Below are 23967 nucleotides of genomic sequence, written 5' to 3' on the forward strand. Positions count from 1 at the left end.
CATTTTCTCCATAACACTTCCGATAATTAATGAACGCTGGCAAGCACAGAATCCAATCGGTCAACAATCTCAACCAGTTCGTCTTCGGTCGTTGTCAGAGAAGGGCGTACTTTAACGACGTTCCCGAAGCCGTACCGCGAACTGCGCAGAATCAAATGTTGATCATCAAAAGCGCGGTCGATGATTGCGTTAGTTTTTGGAGTATCTGGCTCATTTTGATCACCTACGATTTCGAGTCCCCACATGAGTCCCACTCCGCGGGCTTCACCGATGCTAGGATATTTCAAAGCGAGTTCCTGTAGCAGTCCCCCAAGCAAAATTCCTTTTCGCTTGACCGCATCCAGAAATCCCGGTTCTGAGACCACTTCCAGTGTGGACTTGGCAGCGGTGATCGAGATGAGATTACTGCCTGAGGTGAAAGAATGCTCATGTTTTTCCAGTACATTCAATCGAGATTGCATCAGAACTGCAGCTACAGGTACGCCGATACCGCCAAGGCCTTTGGCAAGTGTGATCATATCGGGCTTGATATCAAATAATTCGCTAGCAAACATCGTACCCGTTCGTCCAACACCCGTTTGGACTTCATCGGCAATGAGAAGCATATTGTTCTCATCACATAGTTGGCGAAGGCGCTTAAAATATCCTAGTGGTGGAACGATGTTACCGCCATTTCCGAGAATGGGCTCAATGATCATACAAGCAACCGAGCCTGAGCTGGCATACTCAATAGCATCAGATATCGCTTCAACACATTGATATCCGCACTCGCTACTTTCGCTTTTGAACGGACAACGATAACAATATGGTGCGGGTACATGAACCGCATTGGGGGCTGACGAGTTAGGGAAACGCTTGCGTCTAAAGGCATTACCTGAGATGCCCGTTGCAAATTGGGTCTGTCCATGGTGAGAAAGGTACAGGCTGATAATATCCGTTGATCCTGTATATTTCTGGGCAATTTTAGTCGCACACTCATTGGCTGTAGACCCGGTAATATCCCGCATCCATCCGGCATCGATATTGTTCGGAGCATACTCAATCAAGTGTTCCAGTACTTCATTGACGTAAGGTTCGGTGAAGGAGGAGGACATATGTGTAAGATTGCCGACTTGTTCCTGAATTTTATTGACAACATGTGGATGATTGTATCCCAAAGACAGATTAAACGTACCCGAGACGCCATCTAGATATTCCACACCTGAATCGTCAATCAACTTAATCCCTTTTCCGACTGTAAAGCGGTTATTGGTTAAAGTTTGCATTCGGATTCCTCCAATAGTTTAGTGTACTAGCTAGGTGAACAATATGATTCATACCGGATAGGTTGGGCATCCCTCCTTTCAAGTGTTGAAGTGAGTGAGCCTTACAAGTTATATTTCTTTGGTTTGTTGTGGGAATGTAGAGTTCAACGATTCATTTCGAGTGTTCCACAGGTGGGAGAGGATCAATGTCAGCAATAAAAGCAAACAAAATCCGGCTAAAATCATGATAGTGCCGACGATCGGCCATGCGCTCATACTCCAACCGGTGAGGTACTGTAATGTTGCACCGCCAATACCGCCGGAGGCAATCAATATACTCGTTGTCCTCTCCGTCATGCCGGGAATCAGCACATTTGCATAAACGAGTGCGATACAGAATAAACCCGACATAAATAATCCTGTTCCAAAGATTAGCCCATACGTTACCCATTGGCCGGACACGAATACCATGGAAACCGTAAACAGAAGGGTGCCTATCGTGCTCCAGATCAAGAAGGGCATATAATTGACGGCTTCAGCGATTTTGCCAGAGAAAAGGCGACCTACAATCATGGCAATCCACAGAATAGATACACTTAGGGAAGCGATAGATTCTTTCAGTTCTAGACGTTCTACCAGAATGGAGGGCAGGAAATTCATCAATCCAAGCTCCAGTCCCATATAAACAAAGAAAAAGACAACGAAGAGGGAGAGCAACCCTAGATGTTTTTTGGAATAACTGGTTTTGCTTGTTCCCTGTTGTATCGTGTTTTCGCCAGCCTGTTCGAGGTATTGTGCAGCAGTACGAGGCATGGTGACCCAAGGGACCATGAGGATGAGCGCGCATGCAGCAACCGTGAAGAACGTCAAATGCCACTGGCCCAGCCAGATGAACAGAGCAGCTGCCGCGGGGATGAGAAGTGCGCCCAGGGCGAAAAATACATCCAGTTTGGACATGGCGACTGCTTTCTGATTTTCTGTAAATTCAATCGTGAAGGCACCAACGGAAGGTTCAATGATACCCGAGCCAAAACCCACAATAATGGTCAACAGAAGCAGGACGTTCCACGAAGGCAACCATCCGAGCACCAAATAAGCGGCAATAATACAGAGCAACGCGAGGGTAAGCATCCATTTTCGACCGATTTTGGCTGTCAAGGAGGGAGAAACAATGACACCGACAAGGAATCCGAGAAACTGCAAAAATAATAAAAAGCCTCCGTCACTGTAGCCGCGTTCATAATGAGGCAGTAAAACAGGCAGAAGCGCGCCGAGTACAACGCTGGTTATACCGATCAACAGATAGAAACCGCAGCTTAAAACAAATATTCTCCTCAAACTGTCTACCTCCTAAGTGGATAACATTTTTATAAATTGAAATAAATGTTTATTTTATATATAACTTATACCATAATTTTGAAATTGTACAAGCTTTTTATTGTAAAATTATGTTAAAGTTTGGCGAGGGCTTTCTTTTTTTGATTCATCCTGTCCTATCCTAAGATTGGTGTCGAAAGTAACTCTATTGCGTCACTAATCGTTTCATGAGAAGATGAGGTTCAGCTTTTTATAAGGTAAACGAAATGATTGATCTAAGGCATGAAAGAACGTATGAATATACAGATTACGATGATGAGAAGCGGTGAATTATGTTAATTAACAAATACATAAGTGAGACGGGACATTTCTCCCGCAGGGAAACGGCTCGGCGCATTGCAGCTGGAAGAATCACAATCAACGGCAGGGTATGTGTAAAAGGAGATACGGTTGCACCGGGAGACATTGTGCTGATGGATGGAGAGAAGATTCCAGAGCGGAATCCGGAGGCCGTGTATATCGTTCTGAACAAACCTGTTGGCATTACCTGCACGGCAGCTGAACATGTTGAGGGCAATATCATTCAGTTTGTGAATTATCCTTCACGCATTTTTGCAGTCGGCCGGCTGGATAAAGCGTCAGAGGGGTTAATTATGCTTACGAATAACGGAGATATCGTGAACAAAATGATGCGTTCGGAGCATCACCATGAAAAGGAGTATGTCGTCACCGTGGACAAACGGGTTACTGATGCATTTCTTCAATCGATGTCACAAGGTGTGGAGATTCTGAATGTCGTTACCAAACCATGCGAGGTGTACAGGCAAGACGAGAACGTCTTTCGAATTATTTTGACACAGGGGCTTAATCTGCAAATACGCCGAATGTGCAAAGCACTTGGGTACAGGGTTTTAAAGTTGGAGCGCATTCGGATTATGAATATTAGTTTAGATGAACGACTGAAAAGAGGGGAATGGAGACATTTGGAGAAACAGGAGTTGGAATTGCTCATGTCTCAGTTAGATCATGACGAAGCAGGGGATGAGTAGTGATGGGCTTGCCCGAGCTCTGTGGTATAAGTTAATTTTATAGAAAAGGACGCAGAAGACACGACCCCGTTTGCTAGGGATCGTGTTTTTACATTGTGCACGTTTTTACGTAACTTCTAACGAGAAGTTAGTTATGTGTTGCGGCGTAATTTTGCCGAAAATAGGTTGTGCTTTTTCCCTCTCGTCTTGCTCTCCGAAATGTAAGATCCATACAACGTAAGGGATACGCCTAATATGCTCACCCATGTGATTCGTTCATGAAGAAAGTAGGCAGATGAACCCACTGTAATCACGGGTACGAGATAGATATACACACTTGTATGGATAGCTCCTAATATTTTTACGGCTTGATTCCAAGTCACAAAACAGAGGGCTGAAGCGCCCACACCGAGAAAGAGAAGATTCGTTAAATTGGTGAATTGTGTGAATCTTGCGACATTCAGGTCAAATTCAACTAAACCCAACGCTGGTAACATGAATAGCAGGCCATAGAAAAACACTTTACGTGTTGCGCCTATAATATTATAGTTTCGTAACCCGATTTTACGCATCATAACCGAGTACACGGCCCACACCGCAGGAGCGATCAAGGCGAGTAGATCACCCAAGGGATTAAGTTGCAACATATAGCTTCCATTGAGGGTAATCAGGATAATGCCACTCATCGCAATGCCAAATCCACTTAGAAAGCGGCCTGTTAACCGTTCCCCATCCAGAAAAAAGTGGGCAAGTACAGCGGTGAAGAAAGGAGCAACGGATACAATGATGCCTGCGTTGGAAGCTGTCGTATATACCAAAGCCATATTTTCAATGAGAAAATATAAGGTCACTCCGCATAAACCTGCACCCATAAATAAGGCTTCTTCCCGCCAAGAAACGACTTTCTGAGTACATGGATAGATCATCCAAAGGACGAGATAACCAATCAGAAAACGGAACAGTAAAATTTCAACAGGTGTGAAGTCTTTCAGCAATACTTTTGTTGAAACAAAGGTAGTTCCCCAGATGAGAATGGTAAATAGGGCAAGCAGGTGTCCAGCAACAGGGTTATGATTACGTATTAAAGTCATCGTTTGTTTTCCTGCAATCGTTTAGTCTCGGCACCGTGATTAAAAATACGACGATATTGTTTGGGCGTTAGACCAATCAGTTTTTTGAAAAAATTGGTGAAATGGCTTTGATCACTAAAGCCCGTCTGAGCAGCAACATCTATAGGCGGTAGTCCCTGTTCCAAAAGACGTTTGGCTTGATTGATCCGTATCGTTTCAAGATATCGGTAGGGAGATATGCCTTTTTGACGAGTAAACTGTCGCAGTAAATGGTATTTGCTTAACCCCGAAAGCTCGGATAATTCATTCAAGCTGATGTTTTCCGTGTAATGGACTTCCATATAATCACACAGTTGCCGAATCTCCAACGTTATATTCTGTTCAGCTTCAGCCGTCTCTGTATCAGTGTAATCTTTCAGAAGTTGATCTAGCAGCAAGAAAAGCATCTCTTCTTTGCAGAAATCATGCTGTTCCTCAAGTATGAACTGATGTAGCTCATGGAGCGAGGAAACCAGTTCACTTTGATATAGAACATGGGTGGAGAACCTTGGCAGATAGGCTTGTCCAGTAATTTCACGCACGTAATCCAGCATAACTTCTGGCTGAATATTGATGCAACGGTAATCCAATTTTCTTCCATCTACCTGCTCACAGGCATGAGGATCTTGGGGGTTAAAAATAATGATGTCACCGCTGTTTAATAGGTATTCCTGGTTGTTGCAGATCAGATGCCGTTTCCCTTCTTCAATAAATCCAATCACATAATAGTCATGAAAATGATTGGGGAATTTCTGCATGATGCCTTCAAATTGATAAGCTTCCAGATGCAAATCTGGATCATAAACGACGGTTCGCACTTCGCGACTCATGATGCACCTTCTTTCTGGCATGTTTAGGTGATTATAACGTGCACCTGAGGCTGAATTCTTGAACAATATTGCTTATTATACCGGAGCGGTGAATCGAGAACATCTATTTGAGTTCAGTTTATGTTTAATTTAAAATAAGAATGGTAGAGATGAAAGATTTTCAGCCACTTAAATGTAAGATTTTCCTCCAATGGATAAGGAGATGGGATGGTATGTTTGAACATTTGGTTATTTTTAAATTTAACGACAAAATCACACCTGCGAAGCAACATGAGTTTGTAGCTCAGTTGCTTGCGTTACAGGATCAAATTCCTGGGATTGTTGATCTTACGGCGGGCGTGAATGTAACGGAGGAAACCGATCGCATTCAAGGGTTCACCCTTGGATTAAGAGTGACATTTGAAGATCAGGAAGCCTTGCGAGCCTACGGTCCGCATCCTGCACATCGGGCATTTGTAGCTTCTCTGGATGGCTGGATTGAGAACGTGATTGTAACAGATTATCCGATCCCTGCGAAGTAAAATACCAATAACCATTTGGTTTCATGCCGGATGATCACGTCAGACAAGAACTGCTTTTACTTTGGAATTTTCATGCGACGACATAAATGAGCATGGGTTCACAAATGCTACATGAATATAAAAGGAAATTGTCCTTTGTTAGGAGAAGGAGTGTGACCCATGGAAAAAAGCGATCTAAACGCAGGCTGGAATCTGGAACACAGTTATGCAGAACTGCCTCAAACATTTTATACAAGACAACAAGCCGTACCTGTCCAGTCTCCAGACTGGATCATTTTTAATCAAACACTGGCGGTCAGCTTGGGGCTGAATGCGGATATGTTGCAAACCCCCGAAGGCACAGCTATTTTTGCGGGTAATAACATACCAGACGGAGCCGTTCCTCTTGCACAAGCATATGCAGGCCATCAATTTGGTAACTTTAATATGCTTGGGGATGGACGTGCTTTGTTGCTGGGTGAACAGATTACTCCACAAGGGGATCGAGTCGATATTCAGTTAAAAGGTTCAGGACGGACGCCGTATTCCCGCGGAGGGGATGGACGTGCTGCCGTTGGCCCAATGCTTCGGGAGTACATTATCAGTGAAGCGATGGTTGGTCTGGGAATTCCTACGACAAGAAGCTTGGCTGTTGTCTCTACAGGGGAGAACATTTATCGTGAAACAGAACGTCCAGGGGCTATTCTCACTCGAGTCGCGGCCAGTCACATTCGAGTAGCCACTTTTCAGTATGCAGCCCAATTTGGTTCGGTAGAGGATTTACGTGCGCTTGCAGATTACACTATACGGCGTCACTTCCCGCAGGTTGAGGGTAACGAACAGCGTTATCTAAGCTTGCTGCAGGAAGTGATCAAACTTCAGGCGCAGCTTGTTGCAAAATGGCAACACGTAGGCTTCATTCACGGGGTAATGAATACAGACAATATGGCAATTAGCGGGGAAACGATTGACTATGGCCCCTGTGCTTTTATGGATACGTATAGCCCAGCTATGGTGTTCAGTTCAATTGACAGACAAGGCCGATATGCTTATGGCAATCAACCATACATTGCGGGCTGGAATCTGGCTCGTTTTGCTGAGACATTACTGCCGTTGCTGCATGAAGATGAAGAACAGGCTGTGCAAATCGCTCAGGATGCCATAGCACAGTTCTCTGAATTGTATCACCACCACTGGTTATCGGGGATGCGTGCTAAGCTCGGTCTTTTTAAGGAAGAAGCCGAAGATGAGACCTTGATTAAGGACTTGCTCGATCTGATGGAAAAGCACACTGCAGATTACACGAATACGTTCGTGGCGCTAACGCTGAACAAACTGGAAACCTTCACACTTAAGGACAAGTCCGATTTTCAAGAGTGGCATTCACGCTGGCAAGACAGATTAGGTAGACAACTGGAGTCCAACGATGAAGTAATGCAACAGATGAAGCGAAACAATCCAGTAGTGATTCCGCGGAACGAGAAGGTAGAGGAAGTGCTGGAGCGAGCCGAGCAGGACGGAGACTACAGCTTGATCCAGCCTTTACTGGATATTCTTCAATCTCCTTATGCTTACACTCCGGAGCAAGAAGCATTTGGTGCGATACCCGTGTCCTGTGATCCTTCGTATAAGACGTTTTGTGGGACTTAACATTAACATCTCTGTGAACCTGAGAGGAAAAGGTGAGGCTGCCGAGAGGCAGCTTTTTCATTGGGAGCCATTATAATCTATTATATGCGGTTGATCTCTCACTCTAGATGCTAGAGAAGGAAGGTGAATTTTTGTCCAATCTGTTAAACATGCAGGAGCTAGTCGGGCAACTGCGTGAATTATTATCACGCACTTCTTATCCGATGGAACAGATGGAAAGTTATGTGAACCGATTGGGGGAGTCGTTCAAATGGGAAGGTGCACCATATGTCGAAATAGGCGATGGACATTATATCGTTACAATCTATGAACGCGGTGTACCGTCCCTGATTAAAAAGCTGAAGCACGTGGAGGAGGTCCTCTATTGGCTGCTGGAAGATATGATTTTTACAGCTGCCCATGTGAGCCTGCTTAAGAAGTACGGTGTTGATAACGTTAACACCCATCTCGATTATACAAGTGAAGTGTGGCAAGAGATCGAAGACAACGTACGGGCCGCTTTTCAAGCGATCGGTGATCCATACTTAATTTGGCATCAAGAGGGTAAACGCCAGGAACTGGAAACAGTTCAACCCAGGAAGGGGAAATCTTCGATATGAGCGAACAGGACATTCAGGATGTTTGGTATGATTATGCATTGACTTTTGTAGAAAAAAAGAACCAGTCTGCGCAAGGATGGGCTGCGCTTTCTCCGACAGAGCAAGAGATTGCAGCGTTGTGGCTGTTTGAGGCAGATGTCTATAATGGTGGTTTTATACAATTCTTCTGCAACTGGGGAGAAGAGGCTTATAAGATCGCTTGCAGGGCACTCGAAACAATTGGCGCAAATCAGGTCTTGAGCAATGTAAAGCAACAGTATGCTTGTTTTGAGCATTTGGAAAACGATCCTAGACTAACTGGGTTATGGGACATCCCGAAATATCTGGAGACGGAGCAAGAAGAGCTTCTGGACGAATTGGATCAGCAGCTCTGGAATAACGAAGATCAGGTTGCGGAGAAGGCGTATGCTTATTACCATGACCAGCTTCGGATCAGGTTATAGTTATTTTCGCAGGAAATTGTCTTCCAGCATGCATTTTTTTCTGTTCGGAACTACTCTTTGATATGGGTCAGTTGAATATCGGAGTACTTGCGCTTGCAATGTGCAGAACGTTTCGCTATACTGGCTATAATTAAATACATGAATTACGTTGATAGAGCGCAGTAGCGGCTTTGTCCCTGTTACAGAAAGTCAGGGGTTGATGGAACCTGATACATACAAGGGCTGCGAATTACACTCTGGAGTACTTGGGTAATGCCAAGCGGATGGGCAAACGATAACTTGCTGAAAGTGGTATGGATCGCTGTTTTCGAGCGTATGAACGTTCGGAGAGGTTGTCCATGCAATTTGGGTGGTACCACGGTTATTCTAATCGTCCCTGTGTCTGTGATGACAAGGCGGCGATTTTTTTGTGTTCAAAAAATGCCCGCAGCTGTGTGAATTCGTAGCAAAACGTAAGTCATGACTGAATTTTGATGATAGAAAAGGGGTTATTACAATGAACATTATTGACGAACTACAGTGGCGCGACGCCATTAATCAACAAACGGATGCGGAAGGGCTACGTGAACTGACGGAGACCAAAGCGATCTCCCTGTACTGTGGTGTAGACCCGACAGGTGATAGTATGCATATCGGACACTTGATTCCGTTTATGATGCTGAAACGTTTCCAGCTGGCCGGTCACCGTCCGGTAATCCTGATTGGCGGCGCAACAGGTACGATTGGTGACCCAAGTGGCCGTCAGTCCGAACGTTCTTTGCAGACACTGGAGCAAGTGCAAGAGAATGTAGATGCGTTAACAGCGCAGATGAAAAAGTTATTTGTTACCGACGGCGACAATCAGGTTCGCATGGTTAACAACTACGACTGGACACATAAGATTAACGTCATCGAGTTCCTGCGTGACTATGGAAAAAACTTTAACCTGAACACCATGCTGGCAAAAGATGTAGTAGCAAGCCGTCTTGAAGGCGGAATTTCATTCACGGAATTCTCCTACCAAATCTTGCAATCTCTAGATTACCTTCACCTGTTCCAAACGGAGGATGTACAACTACAGATTGGTGGATCTGACCAATGGGGTAACATTACGAGCGGTCTGGATCTGATTCGTAAAAAAGAAGGCTCTGAAGCGAAAGCTTACGGCCTGACAATCCCACTGATGCTGAAGTCAGACGGTACGAAGTTTGGTAAAACAGCTGGTGGTGCGATCTGGCTTGATCCGAATAAAACGACACCGTTTGAATTCTACCAGTTCTGGGCGAATACAGATGACCGCGATGTGGTTAAATACCTGAAATACTTCACATTCCTTGGCAAAGAAGAAATCGAAGCCTTGGCAGAGAAAGTGGAAACAGAGCCGCATAAACGTGAAGCGCAAAAAGCCTTGGCTGAGGAAATGACCAAGTTCGTTCACGGCGAAGAGATGCTGGAGCAGGCAAAACGTATCACAGCAGCTTTGTTCAGCGGTGATATTCGTTCCCTGACAGCAGATGAGATCGAGCAGGGCTTCAAGGAAATGCCAACATACGAAACAGCTGGTGAAGCTAAAAATATTGTAGACTGGCTTGTGGATCTTGGTTTGGAGCCATCGAAACGCCAAGCTCGTGAGGATGTGACCAAGGGAGCGATCTCCATGAACGGTGAAAAAATCACCGAGCTTGAATTCACGGTATCTGCAGAGCACGCGATCGGTGGCAAATTCATCATTATCCGTAAAGGTAAAAAGAACTACAGCCTGGTGAAGCTTCAATCATAGTTACTGAGCATGCAAGCATGACTGGTTTGTAATCGAATCATAATACAGGTACGAGCACTAACCTTAATAGAATTGCATATCAAGCAACCAAAAAGACCGCCTCCCATGCTGTCAGACGACAGAGGGGAGGCGGTCTTTTGTATACTAAGTCGATGCTTCACACGAAATTTTAATGTTGATTGACAATCGCAGTAATTTCTTCATCCAGATCGAGAGTAACGTCTTCACGATACGCACGAATGTTGTACTCGCTGTGCAAGTAGCGAAGAATCGCTTCAATCATGTTGGATTCTACGAGAAACTGACTGCGACCTTGAATCCAGACTTCTGCGGAATAACCTGTATCTTCTTCCCAGCTTAGCTCCACATTTACGTCTGTAGGACGTACACCTTTACGCTCTGCCATATGAATGCAAATTGCATTCACAATCTCGTCCATACTTAGAACCATAGAGCTTAGTACCGTCCGTTTCTATTACGATCATCATCACGATCGTCACGGCGGTCATAACGACCATCCGCAGCAGGTTTGCGACGATTGGTAATGGCTCTGAACAACGCCATAGCCAACATAACGATCAACATAATTGCGGCTACGTTCACGAGCAATCCAAGAATGTTACCCAGTGCTCCCATACCGCCAAACAGTCCGCCGAACAACATACCTGCCAGACCACCCAGCATCATACCTTTCATGAAGCCGCCGCCACCGCCAAAGAATCCGCCACGGTTATTCGCTGCTGCGCCAGAATTGGAATTGTTACGGGAATTGGACTGACTTACGTTATTGTCTGATTTCTTAGGGGTATTCGTGTAACTCTTCGTACCGGATTTGAATCCACCGCCGCCTCGTCTTGCATCAGCACTGTCTGGATTCGTAACACCAACCGTTGCGAACAGTAGTGTAAACGCCATGAAAACCATCATTAGATGTTTAATTCCGAATTTTTTCTTCATTGTATAGATCGTAACCCCCTGATTAAATTTGTTTAACTCCCTAAAATGGGCCTTACTGTAGTATTACGGGCCAACCTTCTGTAACGTTTCAAAATTAATTTAAAATTCTGAAATACTTGGACTCGGGTCTTGAATTGCCGCTTGACCATCGAGAAGCTGGGTGACCCAATGACACCATTCCAGCCCCGTCTGGGCATGCATTAAACCTTTTTGCACCAAAATGTAACTTCCAAAATCCCGGTTGCCTACCCGAAGATTATCTTGCGGTATCCGTGATTTCAATTCTTCGAAATACCGTATACGTTCCATGAACCAGCTTTTCCGCTCATTCAGGATACGTCTCATGCTTCCATCTTCGGCAATACCTACACAAAGAATACGAAGATTGAATTCATCGCGCGTTACGGGCGCTGTAACCGGAGTAATCATCCACTCCAGTAACTTCTGAATGCCTTTTTCCGTAACTGCATACATTTTTTTGTCCGGTTTGTCAGACTGTTGTACCCAGCGGGAGGCGAGTAACTCTTCGTTTTCCATCTTGGACAGGAGCGGGTAGATCTGGCTGTGTTTGGCCTGCCAATGCGGCTGAATCTTCAGCATTAGATCATAACCCGAAGACTCCTCGCGGGTAAGCAGCCCGAGCAATCCATAGGAAAGTATGTTCATGCACATGTCTCCTTAATATTAGGGCTGGGCCAACGAAACAACCCTTCCTGCGTTTCGTTGACCGCTTTCATAAAAGTGTACACTGAAACTGTATGGTTTGACAACCTGAGAGGATAACTGCCTTAATTTAGACAAAAAAAGTGCGAACCATGAAGGTCCGCACTCCAAACCATTTAGAGAGATGCCTGTTGTTCATACCCGTCAGCAACAAGATCAAGCTCGCCTGTAGCAGAGTCAATCACCATGCCGTGAACAGGTACATTGGGAGGAAGTAATGGATGCTTCTTAATCACGTCCACAGTTCCTCTTACCCCTTCTTCAACACTGTCAAACCCGCGCAGCCATTTTTGCAGACGAATGCCGGAATTTTCAAGCGTAGACATCACCTCTTCGGAAATCCCACGTTCTGTCATGTGACCAATCATCGTTTCAGCATGCAGGGAAGCCATACCACATTCTGTATGACCTACCACCAGCACCTCATCAGCGCCCAATTCATAGATAGCAACCAATACAGAACGCATAACACTACCAAAAGGTTGGGAGATAATTGCACCTGCATTTTTGATGATTTTCACATCGCCATTTTTCAGGTTCATCGCTTTCGGCAACATCTCTACAAGACGGGTATCCATACAAGTGATGATGACCATCTTTTTGGTTGGAAACTTGCTAGCCGTATACTTCTCGTATTCTTTAGTCTCGACAAATGATTTGTTGTAAGCCAAAATCTCTTGAATGTTGTTCATGTCCATTGCCTCCTGTTATCCAATACGACGAGCACGGTCATTTGCATGAGATGCAGCTTGTCCTACACGCCTTTGATTAGTTAGAGCACCGCAGTCAGTAGACCGCGTTATCCCTATTTTAGAAGCATAACGCATTATACTTCTGTCAAAAGTTGATTATACGCAATGCAAAAAGTATCATCAATAGGGTGTACAAATTTTTTTTGAAGAGGTGAGCGGTAACAATGGACAAACAAACACAGCAACATTTGCAATCTTTCCTTATTCTGGCCCGCAAAATTAAAAGTTATCACGAAGCCATTGGTTTGCTTCACTGGGATTTACGCACAGGAGCACCGAAAAAAGGCGTTCCCACTCGCTCGGAGACGCTGGGGTTGCTCTCTACCGAGGCATTCAAACTGCAAACCTCCGCTGAGATGAGAGCTTATCTAGATACATTGACCCAACCTGATGTGCTGGAGCAACTCGAAGACACGGACCGCCGCCTAGTGGAAGAGTGCAAGAAGGAGTATGATCGCAGTCAGTCGGTTCCACCTGAAAAAGTTCAGGCATATACCGTACTTACTGCCAAATCGGAGACGGCTTGGGAAGATGCCAAACATAACAGTGACTATGCCGGATTCTCACCATATCTCACCGATATCGTGAAGCTCAAGCAGGAGTTTATCGACTATTGGGGCGTCAAGGATACAAGGTATGATACATTGCTGGACATGTACGAACCCGGATTGACGGTGGAAAAGGTAGATGCTGTATTCGCCCGCCTCAAAGCGCGTCTCGTCCCACTTCAAGAGAAAATCAATGCGGCGGAGAATAAGCCCAATACAGATTTTTTAAAGCAGATTTTTGACACCGAGCAACAGGAGAAATTCAGTCTGTTTATTCTGGAACAGATGGGATATGACTTTGAAGCAGGCCGTCTGGACGAAAGTGTCCATCCATTTGCTACAGGCCTGAATCCAGGTGACGTTCGAATAACAACCAACTACCTGCAAGACGATGTAACCAGTGCGATCTTTAGTTCTCTGCACGAAGGCGGACACGCCCTATATGAGCAAAATATCGATGAAAGTCTCGCTGGTACGCTTCTTGCCGAAGGCACCTCGATGGGGATTCACGAGTCCCAGTCCCGTCTTTGGGAAAATATGATTGGACGCAGTTTACCTTTCTGGACACGTTATTATAAAGATCTACAGCAACATTTCCCGCAACTGAGCGAAGTGAAGCTGGAAGATTTCTACCGTGCAATAAACCGGGTAGAGAGCTCTCTAATCCGAATTGAAGCGGACGAGCTGACTTACAATCTGCATATCATTATTCGATATGAGATTGAGAAAATGTTGTTTAATGAAGGGCTGGAAGTGAAGGATCTGCCAGAAACATGGAACAACAAATACAAAGAATACCTCGGAATTCTGCCAACGAACGATGGTGAAGGTGTGCTTCAGGATGTGCATTGGTCCGGCGGAGATTTCGGTTATTTTGCATCGTATTCTTTAGGCAACATGTATGCTGCACAGATTATGCATACGTTACGTCAGGAGATGCCGGAGTTCGATCGTCTGATTGCTGAAGGGAATCTGATTCCAATTAAAGAGTGGCTTACAGACAAGATTTATCGCTACGGCAAGAGCCGTACACCATCTGAGTTAATTGTTGCAGTGACAGGTGAAGAGCTGAATCCGGATTATTTGGCAGATTATTTGGAAGCCAAGTACGCTGAAATCTATAAATTATAACGCGTCCGCATGAAAGTCAGCCAGAAATTTCTGGTTGGCTTTTTTTGCGTGCAAGTTCTTAACCTTTTACTGGGCCTCGGCATATTCATAGTAAAGAGAAACTGTTGAACTCAGAAAAGGAGGGAAATCAAATGAAATATACGCCATGGTTTGTCCGGGGCATTGTAATTCTGTTGATTCTTATTGTGGCGCTGACGAGCTGCAACAGGGAAGAGAACGAAGCCAAGATTACGATTGGTGAAGTGACCCGTTCTGTATTTTACGCACCGGAATATGTAGCCGCGGCTCAAGGTTTTTTTGCAGAAGAAGGGCTTGAGGTGGATATTCAAACAACGGCTGGTGGAGATAAAACGATGGCGGCATTGCTTGCGGGTTCGGTGGATATTGCACTAGTGGGTGCAGAAACGTCCATCTATGTCTACCAACAGGGGGCAGAAGACCCGGTCATTAACTTTGCTCAGCTCACCCAGACGGACGGAACGTTTTTGTTCGCTCGAAATGCCCAGGACAACTTTGATTGGGAACAATTAAGGCAAAGTGTATTTCTCGGACAGCGCAAGGGCGGAATGCCGCAAATGGCCGGTGAGTTTGTTTTAAACAAACATGGCATTAACCCGTCCAGTGATCTGGAACTGATTCAAAATGTGGACTTTGCGAATATTGCATCTGCCTTCGCTTCAGGTACAGGGGACTATGTTCAACTCTTTGAACCACAGGCATCGATCTTTGAACAGGAAGGCCGAGGGAAAGTGGTGGCATCGTTCGGAACGGAAAGCGGGATTCTGCCTTATACGGTTTTTATGGCCAAACAAAGTTATCTGAACGAAAACAAAGAACTCGTACAAAAATTCACGAATGCCCTGCACAAAGCTCAACTTTGGGTAGATTCCCATACAGCGGAGGAGATTGCACAAGTGATTACCCCGTTTTTCAAAGACATTGATCCAGCGATTCTAACCAGCAGCGTAAGCAGGTACAAGGAACAAGGCACATATGCAACAGATCCGATCATTGATGGTGATGAGTGGAACAATTTGCTAAGTGTGATGAGCGCTGCGGGAGAATTAAAAGAGCGGGTTGAACAGAACACCATTGTCGATCCGTCATATGCAGAACAGGCGCTCCAGGGAAGGAAGTGAGCAGGCAATGCCTGATTCCGGAAACGTGATCCGACTGGAGAATATCTCTCAAGTGTATGTTAGTGAACGAGAAGCATCACTTGTTATCGAGGATTTAAATCTGGAGATCAATCAAGGGGAGTTCGTGAGTCTGGTGGGACCAAGCGGATGCGGCAAAACAACATTACTGTCAATCATCGCTGGACTGCTGAAGCCCACCCGAGGAAAGGTTGAAGTCGAAGGCAAGCTTGTTCAGGGTCCCTCTGCCAATATGGGTTACATGTTGCAGCAAGACTATCTGTTCCCCTGGCGCACCATTCTGGATAATGCACTGATCGGGCTTGAGTTGACAGGGAATCTGGACGTGCAGAGCAGAGAGCGTACCCGTGAACTGCTCGTCAGTATGGGACTTGGGGGGACAGAAGAGCAGTACCCATCGGAATTGTCGGGAGGCATGAGGCAGCGGGTAGCCCTCGTACGAACATTGGCTACAGATCCAGCAATACTGCTGCTTGATGAGCCGTTTTCGGCTTTGGATTATCAAACCAAACTACAACTCGAAGATCTTGTATCAGATACGTTAAAACAGTATGGCAAAACTTCGGTGCTGGTCACACACGATTTGTCTGAAGCCATTGCAGTCAGCGACCGGGTCATCGTACTTGATCGCAACCCCGGACGCATTCGACGTGAATTCGATATTCCTGAACAGATTCGGCTGGCACAGCCTTTCCATGCAAGGGAGCAGGCAGGCTTCAATGAGTTGTTCCAGTCACTTTGGGATGAACTTGTTCAGTCTGGAGGAGGTGAGAAAAATACGTGAGTCAGAAAATTCCAGATCAAGGAAAGCAGGAAGTACGTGAAGTTTGGCTGGAAGAACTCCAACGTGACCATAATCGTAAGATGGTCAGATGGCGGCAGCATATTTTTGCGGTTCAGTTGTCCATGTTAGTTGGTATGTTTTTATTCTGGGAGCTGGCGGGCAGACTGCGGTGGATTGATGTGTTGCTCTTCAGTTATCCTAGCAAAATCTTTGCTCAGATTGGCAAGGATGTCGTCAGCGGCGAAATATGGGCACATGTCGGGGTAACCGTAGGTGAAACGGTTGTCGGGTTTTTATTGGGGACACTTGTCGGAACGTTGCTTGCTGTTCTGATCTGGTGGTCTCCTTTTTTGTCCAAAGTGCTCGATCCTTACATGGTTGTGTTCAACAGCATGCCGAAGGTCGCGCTCGGTCCGATTTTTATCGTCATGTTCGGGGCGGGATTTACAGCCATTGTGATGACAACCCTTTCCATTACGGTAATCATAACAACACTTGTTGTGTACAACAGCTTTAATGAAGTTGATCCCAATTATGTGAAGGTTATTCGCACGTTTGGTGGTGAACGATCTGATATTTTTGCCAAGGTTGTGTTTCCTGCTTCTTTTCCTACAATTGTATCTACGTTAAAAGTCAATGTGGGTATGGCCTGGGTTGGGGTCATCGTCGGTGAATTTCTAGTCGCCAAACAGGGTCTGGGATATTTAATTATCTACGGATTCCAAGTGTTCAACTTCACTCTTGTGTTATCAAGCCTGCTTATCATTGCGGCCGTAGCTACAGCGATGTATCAACTGGTTGTATATGCAGAACGCAAGTTACTATCGTCTGGTCGCAGATCATAGCTCGAAAATGAAAAGTGACTGACAGAGCCGTTTTACAAGTGTTCATCATATGTATACAATTTCACAAGAGGTGTCACGTTGCCCCCAATTGTAAAATCAAGTAGGATATTTGATGGAAGGAAAACCTTCATGCCGGGCAGAAAAACACGCGATGAGCATAGGTCAGTTGCAGGTTTAGACTCTTTCTGTTACCGCAATTGAAAGGGCAGTGTTTCTTCTTCGTGGCATGTTTCTGTGACCGGCATGTTTTTGCATGCCGGTTGATGTCGTCTAGTTTGTAACCGGCGGAGTCATACTAAGGCTGGAGTGTTATAACTGTCTAGGCAGAGGGATATACGCCGGACGAGCACATGAAAATGATGAAAACAGGCGACATACGGGCCGCAAACTTTTGTACAGCTTAGAGGAGATGGAATATTAAATGGGGTTTAGAGTCATTAAAACGGCAATCGCAGCGCTGATGGCTGTACTGATTGCGGACTGGTGCCGTTTGCCAGGACCAACGTCAGCAGGCTTACTCGCGATTCTGGGTGTGGATGTTACACGAAAAAGGAGTATTCGAACGATATCGGCACGTTTTTTTGCATCCGTGGTTGGTCTTTTGTTTGCAAGTGTACTTTTTCACTTTCTCGGCTTCCATTATTGGGTGCTGGCAGTATACATACTAACGGCTTTTCCGGTGATTGTTCGGGTAGGCTTTAAGGAAGGCATTGTGACAGGCTCAGTTGTGGTGTTTCGGGTATTTAGCGGTGGAGAGATGGATGTGCATGTTATTCTTGTACAGATTGCGCTGCTCTTGATCGGCCTTGGTTCAGCGATGGTCGTGAATCTGGCGTATATGCCGGCGGCTGATCCACAGATGTTCCGGATACGCAAACGCATTGATGAATTGTTTTCGAAAATCTTCCGGGAGTTCGCCACAACCTTGCGTAACCCCAATGAAGTATGGTCAGGCAAAGAACTAATTGAAGCGGATAAAGCCGTTCTCGGCGGAATTGAGGCAGCCAAACGATCACTGGAGAACCAGGTCATTCATCCCAATGAAGGCTGGAGCGTATACTTTTATATGCGTAAAACCCAACTGGATTCCATACAGCATATGATGCATCTTGTATCCCAGGTCTATCAGAAAATGCCTCATGCCGAGATGGTAGCGGAGCTGTTTGACCAGCTTAGTCAAGACGTGTTGACCGAATCGTACACGGGACGAACGGAGAAGTTGCTTGCTGATGTGCAGGAAGAATTCAGACAAATGGAGCTGCCGGATACAAGAGAAGAATTCGAGATGCGTTCCGCTATTCTCCAGCTGTGTCGGGAGCTCTCCATGTATTTGAAAATCGCCAAAAAGGACAAAGCGCCTTCTCCAATCTCAGAACGCTCGCAATCTGTAAACGAATCATAGAAAATAGTTGTCACCCTAGACGGATGTCCTGCATACACTTGTAGTGAATGATTGTATGGAGGAGGTTTAAAGATGTCATTGAGTCATAAACATCAATGTAGAGAGATTATCACGAAGGCGATCTGCGGCAAAGGTCGTAAGTTCTCTACCGTAACACATACCGTGACTCCGCCAAATGGTCCGACCAGTATTTTGGGGGCTTGGATTATCAACCACCAGTATGAAGCCGTATCAGCGGGGGACGGGATTGAAGTTATTGGTACTTACGATATCAACATTTGGTATTCCTACGACAAAAATTCGCAGACAGATGTAGCTAAAGAAACGGTATCGTATGTAGAACACGTGCCTTTATCCTATTTGGACCCGAAACACCGGACTTCCACAGTAGAGGTATCTGCGGATGCAACGCAGGAGCCTAGCTGTGTGGAAGCCACAGTGTCCGCGGGCGGCGGCAGCGTAATTATCCGGGTTGAGCGGGAATTCGCTGTAGAGCTTGTGGCTGAAACTAAAGTTTGTGTCAAGGTGTGCACAGATGGCTGCGGTGATTACGAAGACAAGGATTATGACTATGGCAGCGCGGATGGAGACTATGATGATCTCGATCCAGACCTGCTGGATGACGAGTTGTAAACCGCTCATCCGTAAAGCGAAAGTGATGTTCATAACCTAAGGTATCATATGCACGATAAGGTGCGGTGAAGAGGGCGTAAGCCCTCTTTCTTTCATAAAGTACAAAAAATGGGTTGTGACGAGCCTGATCATGTGCCTGAAGTGTTTAACGGGAAGGCTCCGCGGCTGCGGAGTCTTTTTTTTGATAAGCAAGAACGTGGCGGAAGGAGGGACGGAATGGACGTCATGGAAGAAGCCGAAAAGGGCGTTCGAGCATATACACGTCTGAGCGCTGGCGAACGCATAACTCGGTTAAAGCAAGCAGGGATCGAAGTGCTGTCCACGAGTGAGCAACGTAAGCGGGAAGCGGGGCTGCGTGTACGGTATGTTGTGCATATCAGCTGTCTTCAGGCCATTCGGATCATACGCAGAGACACTAGCGGAATGGGAGCGAGACAGGAAAGCGAACTGGATCGTGAAGCGGCATCATCTGTTTATAAACGGGTAGAACGGCTTGCGATCAAGACCTTGTATACATTGGGATTAGATCATGGGACTGTCCGTTTGGAAGCTTCGGGTAATGGCGGGTGTGCAGTCATTTCTGTTAATCCCGACCCGTGGAAAGGTGTAACAGATCTTGCCCTGCTTTATAGGCATAGCTGGCAGCAACATCAGACATTATTGAACCAGGAACGGCAGGAGAACCGGGTTCCTGTGCTCGGAATGGACCCGGAATTTCTACTGGTACAAATGCCCGAGTCCAAAATCGTACCTGCCTCTCGTTTTCTCGAACGTACAGGTATCGCAGGCTGTGATTCAGTAACGATCGGTGGCAGACGGGTGTACCCTGTTGCCGAGCTTCGTCCAGCTCCGAGTACAGAGCCTCGTGAGTTGTTGTCGCATCTGTTGCGAGCGTTCGCGGCTGCCTCACGCAGTATCAGTGACTCCTCTTTGATCTGGCAGGCAGGTGGAATGCCGCAACGAGGATTGCCGCTGGGCGGTCATATTCATTTTAGTGGCGTGCAACTAACCGGGGGATTACTGCGTGCACTAGATAATTATTTGGCGCTGCCACTGGCAGTGTTGCAAGATCCACGCGGATCAGGAAGAAGACCAAGGTACGGAACGTTAGGTGATTTTCGCCTGAAATCCTATGGTGGATTTGAATATCGGACACTGCCGAGTTTTCTTGTTTCTCCGGTTGTTGCTAAAGGGGTTGTTGCTCTTGCAGGTCTGATTGCATTCGACTACGATCAGTTAAAACAGCGTCCTCTAGCAGAGACGGCGGTCCATTCCGCATTTTATGAAGGAAAGCGAGATGCCATGATGGCATACATCCCTTCACTGATGGACGATCTGAGACAGTTGCCTGGATACACTCGATATGAACGATATGCGGCGCCCCTCATGAGGCAATTCAAACGAGGGCATACCTGGGACGAGAGCCGGGATATCCGTAAACTTTGGAATATTCGGGCAGGCTCATGAAGAAGCGGCATTTTTTTGCTATAATGAAATATAGGACTTTTAATACGTTAGGATACGGAAGATATGAAGCAGTATGCCCTTGAAGGAACAGGCGGATAGCCCGAACATAAGGCGGAGGTGCGATCTTGGTGCCTGACCGCCTTATTGCCTTCCAGGGACATTTCTTCCTGACATCATAGGAACGGATGGTGGATCGATATCATGGCACAGTACACGCCAATGATTCAACAATATTTGCAAGTGAAAGCCGAAGCACAAGATGCATTTCTTTTTTTCAGACTAGGTGATTTCTATGAAATGTTCTTTGATGATGCAATTAATGCTGCAAGGGAACTGGAGATCACGTTAACAGCACGCAACGGGGGAACAGATGACAAAATTCCGATGTGCGGCGTGCCCTATCATTCGGCTGAAAATTACATACAGCGTCTGATTGAGAAAGGGTATAAAGTAGCTATCTGCGAGCAGATGGAGGATCCGACCGTAACCAAAGGCATGGTACGCCGCGAGATTGTTCGTGTAGTCACACCCGGAACGGTGATGGAAGGCAAGACGCTGGGAGACAAGTCCAACAACTATATGGTATGTCTAACCGGTAACCAAAACACGCTCGCTCTTGCTGCCTGTGACCTGTCTACAGGTGAACTGTACGTTACATCAGTTCCTTATTCCAAGGAGTGGCTTAAAGACGAAATTGGCATCTATGAGCCGTCTGAGCTTGTGGGAGATGGAGCTTTGCTGGAGCTCGTAGAATCCGAGTCATCTCCGATTGGACGTCCGGTGGTTTATACCGCATGGACTAAAAGCAAGGAAGATCTCGTACGTCAGCAGTTCGGCGAGTCGGTGTGGGCAAGGCTGGAGCCGGAGCGTCAAGCATGTGTAGCACGTCTATTTTCTTATTTAAGTGAAACGCAGAAGCGCTCGCTTGGGCAATTGACACAAATCACTACGTATGAGCCGGATCATTATATGATTCTTGACCCGTTTACACGCCGTAATCTGGAGCTTGTAGAAACGGTGCGAGAACGTTCCAAGAAAGGCTCTCTGCTGTGGTTGCTGGATCGCACGGAGACGTCCATGGGCGCCCGCATGATGCGGCGATGGGTGGACAAACCTCTTTTACAAAAAGGAAAGATCAATGAACGACTGGAAGCAGTAGATACCTTGTATAACCAGTTTATTCTGCGTGAGGATCTGCGAGCTGAGCTGAAAGACATCTATGACCTGGAACGTCTGGTGGGACGAATTGCTTTTGGGAATGCGAATGGTCGTGACCTGAATGCACTCAAATCGTCACTGGACAAAATTCCGAGTCTGCGCCACCACTGCGCGGCATCTTCGTCTGCAACACTCCAGCATATCGCTGAAATGATGGATGATTGCGCTGATTTGCGTGACGCGATTGGACAGGCTATCGTGGACGAACCACCCGTGTCGGTTAAAGATGGGGGCTTGATCCGCGAAGGATATCATGCAAGGCTGGATGAGCTTCGGGAAGCTTCGGTAAATGGTAAACAGTGGATTGCCGAGCTGGAGGCCAGAGAACGTGAAGCTACGGGCATTCGCTCGCTAAAAATCGGGTACAACAAAGTGTTCGGTTATTATATTGAAATTACCAAATCGAATCTGGCTTCACTTCCCGAAGGACGGTATGAGCGCAAACAAACCCTTGCGAACGCTGAACGATATATTACACCTGAACTGAAAGAGAAGGAGACACTTATCCTTGAAGCCCAGGATAAAATGGTCGATATTGAGTACAGCCTATTTGCAGAGCTACGTGATCGTTTGAACCAGGAGATTGCTCGGTTGCAGAAGCTTGCTGAGCAGGTTGCTGAGATTGATGTATATCAATCGTTTGCAGTTATTAGTGCAGAACGTAATTTTGTGCGTCCTGTGCTGACGGATGGATATAATCTGGTCGTCGAGCAAGGACGGCATCCAGTCGTGGAGGCCGTCATGCGTGATGGGGCTTTTATTGCCAACCATACTGCGATGACTGAGGAAGAGGCGCGTATTCTTCTGATTACCGGACCAAATATGGCTGGTAAAAGTACGTACATGAGACAAGTGGCACTCATCTCGATTCTGGCGCAGATTGGTTGTTTTGTACCTGCGGGTCAAGCGGAAGTTCCGATCATGGATCGTATCTTCACACGAATCGGTGCTGCTGATGATCTGATCGGCGGTCAGAGTACGTTTATGGTGGAGATGGCCGATATTCAGGTGATGACTGAAAAAGCAACGCCGCGCAGTCTAATCATTATCGATGAGTTGGGCCGAGGGACTTCTACCAGTGAAGGTATGGCCATTGCACAATCGGTCATTGAATACGTGCATGACGTGATCGGCTGTAAAGCGCTGGTATCCACACATTTCCATGAGTTAGCTCATCTGGAGGAAAGCCTGGACAAGCTAGCAAACTACTCGATGGCTGTTCAGGAGAGCGGAGACAAAGTGAACTTCCTTCGCAAGTTGATTGCGGGGGCGGCAAGCAGCAGTTATGGCATCTATTGTGCACGGCTTGCGGGTCTGCCTGACAGCATCATTGAGCGTGCCAATGGACTGCTGCATGGCTTCGAACAAGCGGCATCACAGGTGGCGGTTGGCAGTGAGTTTACGAGTGAGAACAAACCACCAACGAGACAGCAGTCAGAGGATCAGCATCAGTCGGAGCCTCAGGCGGCAAGTCGTTTGGAATCATCTGTTACTAGGGAAAACCCTCTTATTCTTGAGCGAAACACAAGCGAATTTGTTGCAGTAACAGAAACGGCGACAGGAGTAGAACATGTGTCATCTCAAGGGAAGACGACAGAGTTCGTTAATGGTAGCAGTGCCAAGCCCAGTAAGGGGAATCGGTCCAGTCAGGGACAGCAGGAGGTTATGCAACTGTCCATCTTCGACGACGAGGAGCCAGCAACTGTGCAACCTACAAAAACAGTTATGGTGGAAGATAAACCTGCACGTGCACTGATTCGTCATATGAGAGATATTGATGTGATGAATATGACACCTTTGCAGGCGATGCAAATTTTGAATGAACTTAAATTAAAGGCACAGCAATTATCCTGATTAACCGGGAGGAGGAG

The 23967-nt window shown here is 46.3% G+C and carries 22 protein-coding genes and 1 other annotated feature; of the genes, 14 read left to right on the forward strand and 8 right to left on the reverse strand.

Features of this window, described 5'->3' with window-relative positions:
- Window positions 1-26: 26 nt before the first annotated feature.
- Window positions 27-1265 (reverse strand): aspartate aminotransferase family protein, encoded by a 1239-nt coding sequence (locus tag ABIE27_RS08750; protein WP_123065780.1) that lies wholly within the window; start codon window positions 1263-1265, stop codon window positions 27-29.
- A 108-nt stretch (window positions 1266-1373) separates the two neighbouring features.
- Window positions 1374-2582 carry an MFS transporter gene (locus ABIE27_RS08755; RefSeq protein ID WP_123065779.1) on the reverse strand — a complete coding sequence of 403 codons (1209 nt, stop codon included), beginning with the start codon at window positions 2580-2582 and terminating at the stop codon, window positions 1374-1376.
- 311 nt (window positions 2583-2893) lie between these two features.
- On the opposite strand from ABIE27_RS08755, the gene ABIE27_RS08760 reads away from it, so the two are divergent.
- Window positions 2894-3610 (forward strand): pseudouridine synthase, encoded by a 717-nt coding sequence (locus ABIE27_RS08760; RefSeq protein WP_123065778.1) that lies wholly within the window; start codon window positions 2894-2896, stop codon window positions 3608-3610.
- A gap of 131 nt (window positions 3611-3741) precedes the next feature.
- Here the strand turns inward: ABIE27_RS08760 and ABIE27_RS08765 are convergent, their stop codons facing one another.
- Window positions 3742-4671: a DMT family transporter gene (locus ABIE27_RS08765; protein ID WP_429350497.1), complete on the reverse strand. Its 930-nt coding sequence runs from the start codon at window positions 4669-4671 to the stop codon at window positions 3742-3744.
- Window positions 4672-4676: 5 nt separating this feature from the next.
- Window positions 4677-5528: a helix-turn-helix domain-containing protein gene (locus tag ABIE27_RS08770; RefSeq protein ID WP_123065776.1), complete on the reverse strand. Its 852-nt coding sequence runs from the start codon at window positions 5526-5528 to the stop codon at window positions 4677-4679.
- A 212-nt stretch (window positions 5529-5740) separates the two neighbouring features.
- Between ABIE27_RS08770 and ABIE27_RS08775 the strand changes: the two genes are divergently transcribed.
- The 5 genes from ABIE27_RS08775 to tyrS all read left to right on the forward strand — a co-directional run bounded on the left by ABIE27_RS08775 (window position 5741) and on the right by tyrS (window position 10479).
- Window positions 5741-6049 (forward strand): Dabb family protein, encoded by a 309-nt coding sequence (locus tag ABIE27_RS08775; RefSeq protein ID WP_123065775.1) that lies wholly within the window; start codon window positions 5741-5743, stop codon window positions 6047-6049.
- A 159-nt stretch (window positions 6050-6208) separates the two neighbouring features.
- On the forward strand, window positions 6209-7678 hold the full coding sequence (locus tag ABIE27_RS08780) for a protein adenylyltransferase SelO (RefSeq protein WP_429350342.1): 1470 nt from the start codon (window positions 6209-6211) through the stop codon (window positions 7676-7678).
- Window positions 7679-7827: 149 nt separating this feature from the next.
- Complete coding sequence (locus tag ABIE27_RS08785; RefSeq protein ID WP_429350343.1) at window positions 7828-8277, forward strand: Imm63 family immunity protein; 450 nt, start codon at window positions 7828-7830, stop codon at window positions 8275-8277.
- Window positions 8274-8720, forward strand: a complete 447-nt coding sequence (locus ABIE27_RS08790) for a DMP19 family protein (protein ID WP_123065772.1) — start codon at window positions 8274-8276, stop codon at window positions 8718-8720. The genes ABIE27_RS08785 and ABIE27_RS08790 overlap by 4 nt, the downstream gene beginning before the upstream one ends.
- A gap of 139 nt (window positions 8721-8859) precedes the next feature.
- Window positions 8860-9101 (forward strand) — a binding site (T-box leader).
- Window positions 9102-9216: 115 nt separating this feature from the next.
- On the forward strand, window positions 9217-10479 hold the full coding sequence (tyrS, locus tag ABIE27_RS08795) for a tyrosine--tRNA ligase (RefSeq protein ID WP_429350344.1): 1263 nt from the start codon (window positions 9217-9219) through the stop codon (window positions 10477-10479).
- A 169-nt stretch (window positions 10480-10648) separates the two neighbouring features.
- Here tyrS and ABIE27_RS08800 read toward each other — a convergent pair whose 3' ends face one another.
- The 4 genes from ABIE27_RS08800 to ABIE27_RS08815 all read right to left on the reverse strand — a co-directional run bounded on the left by ABIE27_RS08800 (window position 10649) and on the right by ABIE27_RS08815 (window position 12851).
- Window positions 10649-10930 (reverse strand): YxcD family protein, encoded by a 282-nt coding sequence (locus tag ABIE27_RS08800; protein ID WP_090916857.1) that lies wholly within the window; start codon window positions 10928-10930, stop codon window positions 10649-10651.
- Between the two features lie 5 nt (window positions 10931-10935).
- Window positions 10936-11436, reverse strand: a complete 501-nt coding sequence (locus ABIE27_RS08805; protein WP_123065770.1) for a hypothetical protein — start codon at window positions 11434-11436, stop codon at window positions 10936-10938.
- Window positions 11437-11535: 99 nt separating this feature from the next.
- A complete protein-coding gene (locus ABIE27_RS08810) occupies window positions 11536-12102 on the reverse strand; it encodes a PadR family transcriptional regulator (protein WP_123065769.1) in 567 nt (188 codons plus the stop codon).
- Window positions 12103-12275: 173 nt separating this feature from the next.
- On the reverse strand, window positions 12276-12851 hold the full coding sequence (locus ABIE27_RS08815; RefSeq protein ID WP_123065768.1) for a beta-class carbonic anhydrase: 576 nt from the start codon (window positions 12849-12851) through the stop codon (window positions 12276-12278).
- Window positions 12852-13075: 224 nt separating this feature from the next.
- Between ABIE27_RS08815 and ABIE27_RS08820 the strand changes: the two genes are divergently transcribed.
- From ABIE27_RS08820 to mutS, 8 genes are all read left to right on the forward strand, one after another.
- A complete protein-coding gene (locus ABIE27_RS08820; protein WP_123065767.1) occupies window positions 13076-14590 on the forward strand; it encodes a carboxypeptidase M32 in 1515 nt (504 codons plus the stop codon).
- Between the two features lie 131 nt (window positions 14591-14721).
- A complete protein-coding gene (locus ABIE27_RS08825; protein ID WP_123065766.1) occupies window positions 14722-15729 on the forward strand; it encodes an ABC transporter substrate-binding protein in 1008 nt (335 codons plus the stop codon).
- Between the two features lie 7 nt (window positions 15730-15736).
- Window positions 15737-16531, forward strand: coding sequence for an ABC transporter ATP-binding protein (locus ABIE27_RS08830; RefSeq protein WP_123065765.1), 795 nt, complete (start codon window positions 15737-15739; stop codon window positions 16529-16531).
- Between the two features lie 80 nt (window positions 16532-16611).
- A complete protein-coding gene (locus tag ABIE27_RS08835) occupies window positions 16612-17376 on the forward strand; it encodes an ABC transporter permease (protein ID WP_123065825.1) in 765 nt (254 codons plus the stop codon).
- A gap of 421 nt (window positions 17377-17797) precedes the next feature.
- Complete coding sequence (locus tag ABIE27_RS08840) at window positions 17798-18778, forward strand: aromatic acid exporter family protein (protein WP_429350345.1); 981 nt, start codon at window positions 17798-17800, stop codon at window positions 18776-18778.
- A 72-nt stretch (window positions 18779-18850) separates the two neighbouring features.
- Window positions 18851-19411, forward strand: coding sequence for an outer spore coat protein CotE (locus ABIE27_RS08845; protein WP_123065763.1), 561 nt, complete (start codon window positions 18851-18853; stop codon window positions 19409-19411).
- A gap of 216 nt (window positions 19412-19627) precedes the next feature.
- A complete protein-coding gene (locus tag ABIE27_RS08850; RefSeq protein ID WP_429350346.1) occupies window positions 19628-20878 on the forward strand; it encodes a putative amidoligase domain-containing protein in 1251 nt (416 codons plus the stop codon).
- Between the two features lie 201 nt (window positions 20879-21079).
- On the forward strand, window positions 21080-23950 hold the full coding sequence (gene mutS / locus ABIE27_RS08855) for a DNA mismatch repair protein MutS (protein ID WP_429350347.1): 2871 nt from the start codon (window positions 21080-21082) through the stop codon (window positions 23948-23950).
- The last annotated feature ends 17 nt before the right edge of the window (window positions 23951-23967 follow it).

This window comes from Paenibacillus sp. 4624 (assembly GCF_050435065.1).
Taxonomy (GTDB): Bacteria; Bacillota; Bacilli; order Paenibacillales; family Paenibacillaceae; genus Paenibacillus; species Paenibacillus amylolyticus_D.